At 63.7% G+C, this 12,395-nt stretch carries 14 protein-coding genes; 13 read left to right on the top strand and 1 reads right to left on the bottom strand.

The window, feature by feature from the left end; translation table 11 throughout:
* Positions 1-22 precede the first annotated feature (22 nt).
* The 3 genes from ACMUVN_RS22850 to ACMUVN_RS22840 are packed head-to-tail and all read left to right on the top strand — an operon-like array spanning position 23 to position 3,307.
* Positions 23-1,810 (top strand): ABC transporter ATP-binding protein, encoded by a 1,788-nt coding sequence (locus tag ACMUVN_RS22850; RefSeq protein WP_028756921.1) that lies wholly within the window; start codon positions 23-25, stop codon positions 1,808-1,810.
* A 15-nt stretch (positions 1,811-1,825) separates the two neighbouring features.
* Positions 1,826-2,650, top strand: coding sequence for a 4-hydroxy-tetrahydrodipicolinate reductase (dapB, locus tag ACMUVN_RS22845; RefSeq protein ID WP_097544468.1), 825 nt, complete (start codon positions 1,826-1,828; stop codon positions 2,648-2,650).
* Between the two features lie 21 nt (positions 2,651-2,671).
* Positions 2,672-3,307, top strand: coding sequence for a 2,3-bisphosphoglycerate-dependent phosphoglycerate mutase (locus tag ACMUVN_RS22840; protein WP_063473516.1), 636 nt, complete (start codon positions 2,672-2,674; stop codon positions 3,305-3,307).
* 68 nt (positions 3,308-3,375) lie between these two features.
* Here the strand turns inward: ACMUVN_RS22840 and phnF are convergent, their stop codons facing one another.
* Entirely contained in the window at positions 3,376-4,113 is a 738-nt protein-coding gene (gene phnF, locus ACMUVN_RS22835; protein WP_028756924.1) for a phosphonate metabolism transcriptional regulator PhnF, read from the bottom strand.
* A 112-nt stretch (positions 4,114-4,225) separates the two neighbouring features.
* Between phnF and phnG the strand changes: the two genes are divergently transcribed.
* From phnG to phnE, 10 genes are all read left to right on the top strand, one after another.
* Entirely contained in the window at positions 4,226-4,702 is a 477-nt protein-coding gene (gene phnG, locus ACMUVN_RS22830) for a phosphonate C-P lyase system protein PhnG (RefSeq protein ID WP_028756925.1), read from the top strand.
* A complete protein-coding gene (phnH, locus tag ACMUVN_RS22825) occupies positions 4,702-5,310 on the top strand; it encodes a phosphonate C-P lyase system protein PhnH (RefSeq protein WP_414815475.1) in 609 nt (202 codons plus the stop codon). Before phnG ends, phnH begins: the two co-directional genes overlap by 1 nt.
* 4 nt (positions 5,311-5,314) lie before the next feature.
* Positions 5,315-6,421, top strand: coding sequence for a carbon-phosphorus lyase complex subunit PhnI (locus tag ACMUVN_RS22820; RefSeq protein WP_063473518.1), 1,107 nt, complete (start codon positions 5,315-5,317; stop codon positions 6,419-6,421).
* Positions 6,418-7,293, top strand: a complete 876-nt coding sequence (locus tag ACMUVN_RS22815; RefSeq protein ID WP_028756928.1) for an alpha-D-ribose 1-methylphosphonate 5-phosphate C-P-lyase PhnJ — start codon at positions 6,418-6,420, stop codon at positions 7,291-7,293. Before ACMUVN_RS22820 ends, ACMUVN_RS22815 begins: the two co-directional genes overlap by 4 nt.
* The gene (phnK, locus tag ACMUVN_RS22810) at positions 7,290-8,066 is read left to right on the top strand and encodes a phosphonate C-P lyase system protein PhnK (RefSeq protein ID WP_028756929.1); all 777 of its coding nucleotides are present in this window, start codon (positions 7,290-7,292) and stop codon (positions 8,064-8,066) included. Before ACMUVN_RS22815 ends, phnK begins: the two co-directional genes overlap by 4 nt.
* Positions 8,067-8,092: 26 nt before the next feature.
* A complete protein-coding gene (phnL, locus tag ACMUVN_RS22805; protein ID WP_028756930.1) occupies positions 8,093-8,800 on the top strand; it encodes a phosphonate C-P lyase system protein PhnL in 708 nt (235 codons plus the stop codon).
* On the top strand, positions 8,797-9,414 hold the full coding sequence (locus ACMUVN_RS22800; protein ID WP_414815474.1) for a DapH/DapD/GlmU-related protein: 618 nt from the start codon (positions 8,797-8,799) through the stop codon (positions 9,412-9,414). The genes phnL and ACMUVN_RS22800 overlap by 4 nt, the downstream gene beginning before the upstream one ends.
* Before the next feature lie 117 nt (positions 9,415-9,531).
* Positions 9,532-10,377 (top strand): phosphonate ABC transporter ATP-binding protein, encoded by an 846-nt coding sequence (gene phnC, locus ACMUVN_RS22795; protein ID WP_414815473.1) that lies wholly within the window; start codon positions 9,532-9,534, stop codon positions 10,375-10,377.
* A gap of 87 nt (positions 10,378-10,464) precedes the next feature.
* Entirely contained in the window at positions 10,465-11,370 is a 906-nt protein-coding gene (gene phnD / locus ACMUVN_RS22790; RefSeq protein ID WP_028756932.1) for a phosphonate ABC transporter substrate-binding protein, read from the top strand.
* Between the two features lie 59 nt (positions 11,371-11,429).
* Positions 11,430-12,389, top strand: a complete 960-nt coding sequence (gene phnE / locus ACMUVN_RS22785) for a phosphonate ABC transporter, permease protein PhnE (protein ID WP_047617408.1) — start codon at positions 11,430-11,432, stop codon at positions 12,387-12,389.
* Positions 12,390-12,395 lie beyond the last annotated feature (6 nt).

Below are 12,395 nucleotides of genomic sequence, written 5' to 3'. Positions count from 1 at the left end.
TCCGAGACAGGAAACCTCATTTTTGGAAGCGGCGGAAAGCAGAGCGCAGAGCGTCAGCAGCGATACCGTAACCGGCATCCTGAAACGCATCATTGCTGAAAACGGCCGCGACCATCTCTGGGGTTATGTCTTTGCGATCGTCTGTCTCATCGTGGTGGCGCTTTCGACCGCGTTTACCGCCTGGATCATGCGGGCGATCATCGACGAGGCCTTCGCCAACCGCCGCGCCGACGTCGTCTGGATCATCTGTCTTTCGATCTTCATCGCCTTCGTGCTGCGCGGTTTTGCGAGCTACGGCCAGGCGGTGGCGCTTTCCAAGGTCGGCAACAATATCGTCGCGCGTTACCAGCGCCGGCTCTATTCGCATCTGATGACGCTTTCGGTCGGCTTCTTTAGCGAGGCGCGCTCTGCCCATATCGCCGCGCAGGTGAGCCAGAACGTCAGCGGCATCCGCGACGTGCTCAACCTGACGATCACCTCGACAGTGCGCGACCTGCTGACCTTCATCTCGCTGCTCGGCGTGATGATCCTGCAGGATCCGCTGCTCAGCCTTGCCGTGTTCATCATGGCGCCGCCGCTGCTTTATGCGCTGCGCTATGTGTCCAAGCGGCTGCGCTCGGCCACCCGCGAGGCCGTGCATTTGAACAGCCACGTTCTCGGCGCCATGCAGGAGACGATCCAGGGCATCGCCATCGTGAAGGCCTTCACGATGGAGGACGAACTGGAGCGCAAGGTCAACAAACTCATCGAGGGCGCCGAAAGCCGGGCGAACCGGATTGCCCGGCTTTCCGAACGCACGTCTCCGCTGACGGAAAGCTTCGCGGGCTTTGCCGTCGCCAGCGTGCTTGCCTACGCCGCCTACCGTTCGATCTACTTCAATGTGCCGCCCGGCGCCTTCTTCTCCTTCGTCACCGCGCTGCTGCTTGCCTATGACCCGGCCCGCCGGCTTGCGCGCCTGCAGGTGCAGATGGAGCGTGCCGTCGTCAATGCGCGGATGATCTACGAATTGCTCGACATGGAACCGCGCCAGCGCGACCTGCCGGATGCCCAGCCGCTGACGGTGACGCAGGCGAGGATCGAATTCCGCAATGTGTCCTTCGCCTACGGCAATGAGAGCGTGCTCAACGGGGTGAGCTTCATTGCCGAGGGTGGCGCGACCACAGCACTGGTCGGCCCCTCGGGCGCCGGCAAATCCACCGTCATCAGCCTCATTCCGCGCTTCTACGATCCGCGCGAGGGCGAAATCCTGATCGACGGGCAGGACATCGCCCATATCACCAAGAAGTCGCTGCGCCAGCAGCTCGCCTATGTCTCGCAGCAGCCCTACCTGTTCGAAGGCACGATCCGCGACAATATCCGCTATGGCCGGCCGGAAGCGACCGATGCCGAGGTGGAAGAGGCGGCGCGGCTTGCCTATGCGCATGATTTCATTTCGGCGCAGCCGCAGGGTTACGAGACGCCGGTCGGCGAAAACGGCGTGACGCTATCGGGCGGCCAGCGCCAGCGGCTATCGATTGCGCGCGCCCTGGTGCGCAATGCGCCGATCCTGCTTCTCGACGAGGCGACCTCCGCCCTCGACACCGAATCCGAGGCGGCCGTGCAGAAGGCGCTCGACGAAGCGATGACCGGACGCACCGTCGTCGTCATCGCCCATCGGCTTTCGACCGTGGTGCGCGCCAACAAGATCGTCGTCATGCAGCAGGGCCGCGTCGTCGAGGAAGGCAATCACGAGACGCTTGCGAAGGTCAGCGACGGTCTTTACGCTCGCCTCAACAATCTGCAGAGGCCTTCGGCCTCCGATTCAAACTGACCTGGTGAGACTGAGATGAACGATGCTGCGATGAAACTGGTGGTGGTTGGCGCAGCAGGGCGCATGGGCCAGACGCTGATCCGGCTCATCCATTCGATCGAGGGCGTGAGGCTGCACGCCGCAGTCGAGCGCGTCGGCTCGCCCTTCGTCGGCAAGGATGCCGGCGAGATCGCCGGTCTCGGCCCGACAGGCGTCATCATCGGCGACGATCCGCTCAATGCCTTTCTCGATGCCGAAGGCGTGCTCGACTTCACCTCGCCTGCCGCAACAGTGGAATTCTCGGGCCTCGCCGCACAGGCGCGCATCGTTCATGTCATCGGCACGACGGGCTGTTCAGCCGACGACAATACCAGGATCGCCGCAGCCGCTCGCCATGCCCGCATCGTCAAATCGGGCAATATGAGCCTCGGGGTCAATCTGCTCAGCGTGCTCGCAGAGCAGGCAGCGCGGGCGCTCGACCCGGCCGACTGGGATATTGAGATCCTGGAAATGCACCACAAGCACAAGGTGGATGCGCCCTCAGGCACCGCCCTTCTCTTCGGTGAGGCGGCGGCCAAGGGGCGCGGCATCGATCTCGCCTCGAAATCGGTCCGGGTGCGCGACGGCCATACCGGTGCCCGCGAGGTAGGCACGATCGGCTTTGCGACGCTGCGCGGCGGCTCCGTCATCGGCGAGCACTCCGTGCTTTTTGCCGGCGAAGGCGAAATCGTCACCTTGTCGCACAGTGCGGCCGACCGGTCGATTTTCGCGCGCGGCGCCATCAAGGCAGCGCTTTGGGCGCGCGACAAGAAGCCGGGTCTCTATTCCATGCTCGACGTGCTCGGGCTTTCTTCCTCATAACGATACTACGGAGGCATATTCATGAGCGGTACCCTCGTCCTCGTTCGCCATGGCCAGAGTGACTGGAACCTGAAGAATCTCTTCACCGGCTGGAAGGATCCCGATCTGACCGAGCTCGGCATCCAGGAAGCCAAAACAGGCGGTGAAGCGCTCGCCGAATACGGGATCAAATTCGACATCGCCTACACCTCGGCGCTGGTGCGCGCGCAGCACACGCTGAAGCTCATCCTCGACAAGGTCGGCCAGCCCGATCTCCAGACGATCCGCGACCAGGCGCTGAACGAGCGCGACTATGGCGACCTCTCCGGCCTCAACAAGGACGATGCCCGCGCCAAATGGGGCGAGGAACAGGTCCATATCTGGCGCCGTTCCTATGACGTGCCGCCGCCCGGCGGCGAAAGCCTGCGCGACACCGGCGCCCGCGTCTGGCCCTATTACCTCACCGAAATCCTGCCGCGCGTGCTCAGGGGCGAAAAGGTGCTGGTCGCCGCACACGGCAATTCGCTGCGTTCGCTTGTCATGGTGCTCGACAAGCTGAGCAAGGAAGGCGTGCTCGCGCTCAACCTCGCGACCGGGGTTCCGATAGTCTACACGCTGAAGGCGGATTCCACCGTCGCCTCCAAGGAAGTGCTCGGCGACATGTCCGGCGCACACTGAATTCGGTACGGCGTGCCGCCGAAACAGGTCGGCACGCCTTTCCTCAATTTCCAGCCCAATTCTCGGCCTCAACTCTCGATCGTGAACTGCACCCGGTCGGCCGCAAAGCGGCTGATCGAATATTGCACCGGGACACCCTCAAGATCGGTATTCATCGCCTTGGTGATCAGCAGGATCGCGCCGGGGGTGAGTTCGAGGTCGGCCATGTCGGCGGCACCTGCATGCGCGGCCGTCACTTCGGTGGTCGCGCGGACATAATCCGACAGGCCGAGTTCGGCGAAAGCCTTGGTGATCGATTCCCCCCTCCGATAGGCCGCACCGATACCGGCGAAGCGCTCGGCGGGAAACCAGCTCGTTGCCCTTGAAACCGGCCGCTTGTCCGCCTGACGCAAGGTTTCCAGGCGGATCACCTGGTCTCCCGGTTTCAGGTGCAGCCAACGGGCGATCTCGGCACTCGCTTCTTCCCTCGCCTCATCAAGCAGAAGGCCGCGCATCTCACGCGCCTGGTCGCCGATACCGGCGCTGAAGCGCGTGCGCTTGGTGATCGGGAAATTCAGACGCTCCTTGCGCTCGATCAGCGTGCCGCGGCCTTGTACCGCACGCACGATTCCTTCCTGCGCCAGTGCGGCAAGCGCGCTGCGCACCGTATGCCGGTTGACGCCGAATTGCAGCGCCAGGACAGTTTCCGGCGGCACCATACCCGTTTCATCATAGGCTCCGCTGCTGATCGCCTCGCGAATCCGATCGGCGATCTGACGCCAGAGCGCCACGCCGGTCTGTCTTTGCACCTGCTTCAATCCCGCCATTCCGCCCCGCCATTTACACTCACGATGTCACACGCTTGTCACGACATCGATTTAAGCGTAATTGTATCTTGTATGGTTGTCTATATCAATAGACATTTGAAGGGAAGCGGCGATGATCTCAGCGGACAGAAACGACGCTGCGTCACAGACGGCATCCGGGCGCAAACGCGCCGCCGATCTGCTGGCGCGGGCGGAACGCAGCGAACTTCAGGCGGTCTGGGACGCATTGCCGGAAAAGCCCGTAGCACATCAGGTGCGCGGACCTGAGACCGGGCTGGTGATGGTGCGCGGACGCATCGGCGGCGGCGGCGCTCCCTTCAATCTTGGCGAGGTGACGGTGACGCGGGCCACGGTCCGGCTCGATTCCGGCGCGGTCGGCCATGCCCAGGCGCTCGGCACCGACCGTGAAAAGGCCCGGTTGGCGGCGATCTTCGACGCGCTCTGGCAGGAAGACGCGACCAAGGATTTCGTCGAACAGGCGCTGCTTTTGCCGATCACTGAGCGGATCGCCGATGCCGAACGCCGCAAGGCGGACGAGACGGCGGCCACCCGCGTCGATTTCTTCACCATGGTGCGGGGAGACAACTGATGGGTCTGAAGACAGAAGCTCTCATCGGCGGCTTTGCCGAACCGGTCTTCCACGCCCAGAGCGTCTTCAAGATGCTGATGGACGGCATGGCCCGCCCCGGCGCGATCCAGACCGTTCAGCCCGATGCCGCGCCGCCGATGCCACTCGGCATCGCCGCCGGCGCGATCGCGCTGACGCTTTGCGACCACGACACGCCGGTCTGGCTTTCGCAGGGACTGGCGAAATCTGCCGTGCCGGAATGGCTCGGCTTCCACACCGGCGCGCCGTTGACCACCGAAAAGGCCGAGGCGCGCTTTGCCTTCACGGAGGCCGGCATCGCCCTTTCCTCCTTCGGCCTGTTTGCCTCCGGCACGCAGGAATATCCCGACCGCTCGACGACCGTCGTCATCGAGCTCGCCGAACTCGAGGGCGGCCGCAGGCTGGCGCTGATGGGTCCGGGCATTCAGAGCGTGACGGAGATCGCCCCCGTTGGTCTGCCCGAAACCTTCCTGTGGCTCTGGACCGAGAACCGCGCGCTCTTTCCGCGCGGCATCGACATCGTGGTGACGGCGGGCAAACGTTTCCTCTGCCTGCCGCGCACCACCAAGATCACAGCAACGGAGATCTGAGCTCATGTATGTTGCCGTCAAGGGTGGCGAGGCCGCCATCGCCAATGCCCACCGGCTGCTCGCCGACCGCCGCCGCGGCGACCGTTCGCTGCCGGCGATCGGCATCGACCAGATCGTGGCGCAACTGGCGCTCGCCGTCGACCGCGTCATGGCCGAGGCCTCGCTTTTCGACCGCACGCTCGCAGCGCTCGCCGTGCGCCAATCGCGCGGCGATATGATCGAAGCGATCTTCCTGCTGCGCGCCTACCGTACGACGCTGCCGCGTTTCGGCTATTCCGAGCCGCTCGACACGGCTGATATGACGATCGAGCGCCGCATCTCGGCGACCTACAAGGATCTGCCGGGCGGCCAGCTTCTCGGACCTACCTTCGACTATACCCACCGCCTGCTCGATCCCTCGCTGCTTTCGGACGAGGCGATCGAAGAGCCCGCGCTGCGCCCAGCCGAGACCGGCCGCGTCATGCGCGTCTCCGAAATCCTCGGCGAGGAGGGCCTGATCGAGGCCGACGGCGACATGCCTGAAGATCACGAGATCGGCGACCTGACTCGCGAGCCGATGGAATTCCCGATGACCCGCGATCTGCGCCTGCAGGCGCTTGCCCGCGGCGACGAGGGCTTCCTGCTGGCGCTCGGTTATTCCACCCAGCGCGGCTATGGCCGCAACCACCCCTTCACCGGCGAAATCCGCATCGGCGATGTCGAGGTGGAATTCGACGTGCCGGAACTCGGTTTCGCCGTCTCGCTTGGCGTAATCCAGGTCACCGAATGCCAGATGGTCAACCAGTTCAAGGGGTCGGCCAAGGCGCCGCCGCAATTCACCCGCGGCTACGGCCTGGTCTTCGGCCAGAGCGAACGCAAGGCGATGGCGATGTCGCTGGTCGACCGGGCGCTGCGCGCCGAAGAGCTCGGCGAGGATATCACCGCGCCGGCCCAGGACGAGGAATTCGTCATTTCGCATTCCGACAACGTCCAGGCGACGGGCTTCGTCGAGCATCTGAAGCTTCCGCATTATGTGGACTTCCAGGCCGAGCTCGATCTCGTCCGCCGCATGCGCCGCGAATTCGAAGCCGCCCGCAACGGTGGCGAAGACATGAAGGAAGCCGCCGAATGAGCGATCTGGCCAGCTACAACTTCGCCTATCTCGACGAACAGACCAAGCGGATGATCCGCCGCGCCATCCTGAAGGCGATCGCCATTCCCGGCTATCAGGTGCCCTTCGCCTCGCGCGAAATGCCGATGCCCTATGGCTGGGGCACCGGCGGCGTGCAGGTGACGGCCTCGATCATCGGACCGGATGACGTGCTGAAGGTCATCGACCAGGGTGCCGACGACACGACCAACGCCGTGTCCATCCGCGCCTTCTTCCAGAAGGTCGCCAATGTCGCGGTGACGACCCATACCAGGGATGCGACGATCATCCAGACGCGCCACCGCATTCCGGAAGAAAAGCTCGCTGCCGGGCAGGTGCTGGTCTACCAGGTGCCGATCCCCGAGCCGCTGCGTTTCCTCGAACCGCGCGAGACCGAAACCCGCAAGATGCACGCGCTCGAAGAATACGGGCTCATGCATGTGAAACTCTATGAGGATATCGCCCATAACGGCCGCATCTCGCGCACTTACGCCTATCCGGTGAAGGTCCATGGCCGCTATGTCATGGATCCCTCGCCGACGCCGAAATTCGACAATCCGAAGATGCACATGTCGGATGCGCTGCAGCTCTTCGGCGCCGGGCGCGAGAAGCGCATCTATGCGGTTCCGCCCTATACCGACGTCGTCAGCCTGGATTTCGAAGATTATCCCTTCGATATCCAGCGCTTCGACAAGCCCTGCGCCCTTTGCGGCGCCGAGGATGTCTATCTCGACGAAGTGGTTCTCGACGACAAGGGCGGGCGCATGTTCGTCTGCTCCGACACCGATCATTGCGAAGACCGCCGGGCGCAGGGACATGCCGGCGAGATGCTGGCCCGGGAGGCTGCAGAATGAGCGATATTCCGCTTCTCAAAGTCCATGACGTTTCGAAATTCTACGGCAACCGCATCGGCTGCCGCGACGTCTCCTTCGAGCTCTGGCCCGGCGAAGTGCTCGCCATCGTCGGCGAGTCCGGCTCCGGCAAGACGACGCTGCTCAACTGCCTCTCCACCCGGCTGCTGCCGAGCACCGGCAGCGTCGAATATCACATGCGCGACGGCAGCTACCGTGATCTCTACCGGATGAACGAGGCCGAGCGGCGCTTCCTGATGCGGACCGACTGGGGCTTCGTGCACCAGAATCCGGCCGACGGCCTGCGCATGACGGTCTCGGCCGGCGCCAATGTCGGCGAGCGGCTGATGGCGATCGGCGACCGCCACTATGGCAAGATCCGCGCCTCGGCGATCGACTGGCTCGAGCGCGTCGAGATCGACGCCGATCGCATCGACGACCAGCCACGCGCTTTTTCCGGCGGCATGCGCCAGCGACTGCAGATCGCCCGCAACCTCGTCACCGGCCCCCGCCTCGTCTTCATGGATGAACCCACGGGCGGCCTCGACGTCTCGGTGCAGGCGCGCCTGCTCGATCTCGTGCGCGGCCTCGTCAACGATCTCGGTCTCTCGGCCATCATCGTCACCCATGATCTCGCCGTCGCCCGCCTGTTGTCGCACCGGATGATGGTGATGAAGGACGGCTACGTCATCGAGCACGGACTCACCGACCGCGTGCTCGACGATCCGCGCGAACCCTATACGCAGCTGCTCGTCTCCTCGATCCTGCAGGTCTGAGCTCCGAAACCAAGGAAGAAGAAATCATGGCAACGCCCCTCGTCGTTTCCGAAGTCTCGAAGAGCTTCACCATGCATCTGCGCGACGGCATCAGGCTGCCGGTCGTCTCCGATGTCGCCTTCTCGGTCGCGTCTGGCGAATGCGTCGTGCTCGGCGGCCCGTCGGGTATCGGCAAGAGCTCGCTGCTCAAGATGATCTACGGCAATTATGCCGTCGACACCGGCCAGATTCTCATCCGCCACGACGGCCGCATCGTCGATCTCGCCGCCACCGATCCGCGCACCGTGCTCAAGGTGCGGCGCCATACGCTCGGCTATGTCAGCCAGTTCCTGCGCACCGTGCCGCGCGTCGCGGCGATCGACGTGGTTGCCGAGCCGCTGGTGGCGCGCGGCGAGGACGCCGGCACGGCACGGGAAAAGGCCGGCGCTCTGCTGGCCAGGCTCAACCTGCCGGAAGCCCTCTGGCAGCTTCCGCCCGCCACCTTCTCCGGCGGCGAGCAGCAGCGCGTCAACATCGCCCGCGGCTTCATCACCGAACACACGATCCTGCTTCTCGACGAACCGACAGCCTCGCTCGATGCCAGGAACCGTGCCGTCGTCGTTGGCATGATCGCGGAAAAGAAGAAGGCGGGTGTCGCCCTTCTCGGCATCTTCCACGACGAGGAAGTGCGCGAAGCGGTCGCCGACCGGATCCTCGACGTCCAGCAGTTCTCACCGAGAAAGATCGCCGCATGAGCCGCAAGCTTGGTATCGAACCCTACTTTCATGAGACGGCATCCATCAGCGATTCCACCTTCGGGCGGTATACGGAGGTCTCCGAACGGTGCCGCATCAGCGAGGCTACGTTCGGCGATTATTCCTACATCATGCAGGACGGCTCCGTCTGGTGCGCGACGATCGGCAAGTTCGTCAATATCGCCGCCGCCGTGCGCATCAACGCCACCAACCATCCGACCTGGCGGGCGACGCTGCATCATTTCACCTATCGCGCCGCCGACTACTGGCCGGACGGCGACATGGAGACCGACTTCTTCGCCTGGCGCCGTGCAAACCGGGTGACGATCGGCCACGACGTCTGGATCGGCCACGGTGCGACCATCCTGCCGGGTGTGACCGTCGGCAACGGTGCGGTGATCGGGGCCGGCGCCGTCGTGTCGAAGGATGTTGCGCCCTACACGATCGTCGGCGGCGTGCCGGCCAAGCTCATCCGCGAACGCTTTCCGAAAGAGGTCGGCGAACGGATGGACAGCCTTGCCTGGTGGGACTGGGAGCACGATCGGCTGCGTCTGGCGCTAGCCGATTTTCGCAACCTGAGCGCGGAAGATTTCCTGTCCCGCTACGGCGGCTAAACCCCCGATATAGGGGCGGAGAATTGTGACAGGACTTACACAAATGTGACACGCGAGGTTCATCAAGCGGGACTAATGCGATGCTGACCAAGGCCTGGATCGCAAGGGAAGAGCATGATGTTCGAGCTGAAGAATGTCACACGTCGTTTCGGAAAGAAGCTCGCCGTCGATTCCGTCACGCTCGCCATTCCCCAGGGCCAGATGGTCGGCATCATCGGCCGCTCCGGCGCCGGCAAGTCGACGCTGCTGCGCATGATCAACCGCCTTCAGGAGCCGAGCTCCGGCACCATTCATTTCGCCGGCGTCGCGGTCTCCGGGCTTCGCGGCCGGGCGCTGCGCAACTGGCAGCGCGACTGCGCGATGATCTTCCAGCAGTTCAACCTAGTGCCGCGCCTCGACGTTCTGACCAATGTCATGCTCGGCCGCCTCAACCACCGCTCGACGCTGATGAGCCTGCTCAACATCTTCACCCGTGAGGAACGTGTGCATGCCATCGCCGCGCTCGAACGCCTCGGCATCGAGCAGACGGCGCTGCAGGCAGCCGGCACGCTTTCCGGCGGCCAGCAGCAGCGCGTGGCAATCGCCCGGGCGCTGATGCAGAACCCGAAGATGGTTCTCGCCGACGAGCCGATCGCCTCGCTCGATCCGCTGAACGCCAAGATCGTCATGGATGCGCTGCGCGATATCAACGAGCGCGAAGGCATCACCGTCATCACCAATCTCCACACGCTCGATACCGCCCGCAGCTATTGTGAGCGCATCGTCGGCATGGCCGGCGGCCGCGTCGTCTTCGACGGCAAGCCCTCGGAGCTCACCGCCGAGGCGGTGAAGGAAATCTACGGGACGGACAAGGACGGCGCCGGCATCGACGAAACGATGACCTCGACATCCATCAATATCGCCCCCGAGCGGGCAGACAATCAATCCGCCGGCACCCAACCGCTGGCGCTGGCCGGTCTCTGAGAGAGGCGGCCGCGATCGAGCGCCCGCGTCAAGGGCACACTTCTTCGTAACGGGAAGACCGGGGACACCGGTCAATAGGAGAGACATATGTTGAAGAAAGCACTCTTTGCAGCAACGGCGCTCTTCGCGCTCGCCGGCGCTGCCCATGCTGTCGACCTCAAGGAATTCCGCATCGGCATCCTCGGCGGCGAAAACGAAACCGACCGCCTGCGCAATTATGCCTGCCTTGCCGACCACCTGAAGCAGGAATTCGGCTTCGAGAAGGTTTCGCTTTTCCCGGCTGCTGATTATGACGGCGTGATCCAGGGCCTGCTCGGCGGCACGCTCGACTTCGCCGAACTCGGCGCCTCCGGCTATGCCGCCGTCTACATCAAGGATCCGAAGGCTGTCACGCCGATCCTGACGACGCAGCAGAAGGACGGCTCGACGGGCTACTACTCGATCGGCCTCGCCCTGAAGTCCTCCGGCATCAAGTCCATCAAGGACGCCAAGGGCAAGAAGCTCGGCTATGCCGATCCGGATTCCACCTCGGGCTACCTCGTTCCGCTGACGCAGATCCCGAAGGACACCGGCATGCCGAACGACAAGTTCTTCGCCTCGACCCAGTTCAACGGCGGCCATGAGAACAACCTGCTTGCTGCCTATGACGGCAAGGTCGACATCGCCGTCGACGACTCGTCGGGCATCGGCGATTTCAAGGACGGCTACACCTCCGGCACCTTCCGCAAGGAAGTCGACAAGGGCGCCGTCGATCCGAACAAGCTGGTCGAAGTCTGGCGTTCGCCGCTGATCCCGAACGGCCCGCTCGTCGTTCGCAACGCTCTCGGTCAGGAGTGGCAGACGAAGCTTGCAGCCTTCTTCACGGCTCTGCCGGCCAAGGATCACAAGTGCTTTACCGCCGTCGAAGGCGGCGACTACCAGGGCTACTCGCCCGTCAAGCACGACTTCTACAACGCTGTCGTTGAAGTCCGCAAAGCTGCCATCGGCGGCTGATCGGATCCTTGAATGCGGGCGGCCGGGAACGGCCGCCCTTGTAACCGGACGAGGCCTTGATGACCATTGCCGACACACAGCCGCAGATGCAGAGCACCAAGGACATCGGCACCGCCTGGGACCGCATGGTCGCCAAACGGCGCTTCTACACCATCCTCGGCCTGGTCATTCTGATTGCGGCTTTCGTCAGCTCCGTCCGTTTCGCTGACGAGAGCAACGCCGGCCATTTCTTCGACCGCCTGCCGCATCTCTTCGACTTCCTGAGCTGGCTCATCCCCAAGGATTGGCATGATGTCTGGCGGGCATTGTTCGACATTGCGAGCGTCAACGACAAGGGCGGCGAGGAATTCAATTTCGACAAGGGCCGCGTCTACGTCTGGGGCGCCTTCTACATTCCCGAATATTTCGAACTGATGATCGTCACCATCAACGTGGCGCTGATCTCGACGATCATCGGTTTCGTCTTCGCCGTTCCCTTGAGCTTCTTTGCTGCCCGCAACCTGACGAATTCATGGCCGCTGCGCATCTTCTCCAAGCGGCTGATGGAGTTCCTGCGCGCCTTCCCCGAGATCGTCATTGCCGGGCTGTTTTCGGCGATCCTGTCGATCGGACCGGTCGCCGCCATCATTGCCATCAGCCTGCACACGGTCGGCGCACTCGGCAAACTTTTCTACGAAGTGGCCGAGAATATCGACATGAAGCCCGATGAGGGCATGAAAGCCGTCGGCGCCAACTGGTGGGAGCGCGTACGCTTCGCCGCCCTGCCGCAGGTGCTGCCGAATTTCACCTCCTACGCGCTCTTACGCCTCGAGATCAACGTGCGCGCCTCGACCATCATCGGCGCCGTCGGCGGCGGCGGCATCGGCGAGGAGCTGAAGCTTTCGATCTCGCGGGGATTCGGCGCCAAGACGATGGCGCTCGTCCTCCTGCTGTTCGTGACGATCGTCGCCGTCGACCAGTTCTCCGCCTGGCTGCGCCGCCGCCTTGTCGGCGAGCACGCCTTCCTCCTGCAACATTGAGGCCGC

Origin of the sequence: Rhizobium sp. IY2 (assembly GCF_047532935.1) — a bacterium.
Taxonomy (GTDB): Bacteria; Pseudomonadota; Alphaproteobacteria; order Rhizobiales; family Rhizobiaceae; genus Rhizobium; species Rhizobium anhuiense.
The sequence above is the reverse complement of the archived record's forward strand: the minus strand, read 5'-3'. Positions and strand labels throughout refer to the sequence as shown.

Bases quoted from the DNA above. Each gene is read 5' to 3' on its own strand.
- dapB (WP_097544468.1), top strand. From the start codon at position 1,826: ATGAACGATGCTGCGATGAAACTGGTGGTGGTTGGCGCAGCAGGGCGC.
- ACMUVN_RS22840 (WP_063473516.1), top strand. From the start codon at position 2,672: ATGAGCGGTACCCTCGTCCTCGTTCGCCATGGCCAGAGTGACTGGAAC.
- phnF (WP_028756924.1), bottom strand. From the start codon at position 4,113: ATGGCGGGATTGAAGCAGGTGCAAAGACAGACCGGCGTGGCGCTCTGG.
- phnG (WP_028756925.1), top strand. From the start codon at position 4,226: ATGATCTCAGCGGACAGAAACGACGCTGCGTCACAGACGGCATCCGGG.
- phnH (WP_414815475.1), top strand. From the start codon at position 4,702: ATGGGTCTGAAGACAGAAGCTCTCATCGGCGGCTTTGCCGAACCGGTC.
- ACMUVN_RS22820 (WP_063473518.1), top strand. From the start codon at position 5,315: ATGTATGTTGCCGTCAAGGGTGGCGAGGCCGCCATCGCCAATGCCCAC.
- ACMUVN_RS22815 (WP_028756928.1), top strand. From the start codon at position 6,418: ATGAGCGATCTGGCCAGCTACAACTTCGCCTATCTCGACGAACAGACC.
- phnK (WP_028756929.1), top strand. From the start codon at position 7,290: ATGAGCGATATTCCGCTTCTCAAAGTCCATGACGTTTCGAAATTCTAC.
- phnL (WP_028756930.1), top strand. From the start codon at position 8,093: ATGGCAACGCCCCTCGTCGTTTCCGAAGTCTCGAAGAGCTTCACCATG.
- ACMUVN_RS22800 (WP_414815474.1), top strand. From the start codon at position 8,797: ATGAGCCGCAAGCTTGGTATCGAACCCTACTTTCATGAGACGGCATCC.
- phnC (WP_414815473.1), top strand. From the start codon at position 9,532: ATGTTCGAGCTGAAGAATGTCACACGTCGTTTCGGAAAGAAGCTCGCC.
- phnD (WP_028756932.1), top strand. From the start codon at position 10,465: ATGTTGAAGAAAGCACTCTTTGCAGCAACGGCGCTCTTCGCGCTCGCC.
- phnE (WP_047617408.1), top strand. From the start codon at position 11,430: ATGACCATTGCCGACACACAGCCGCAGATGCAGAGCACCAAGGACATC.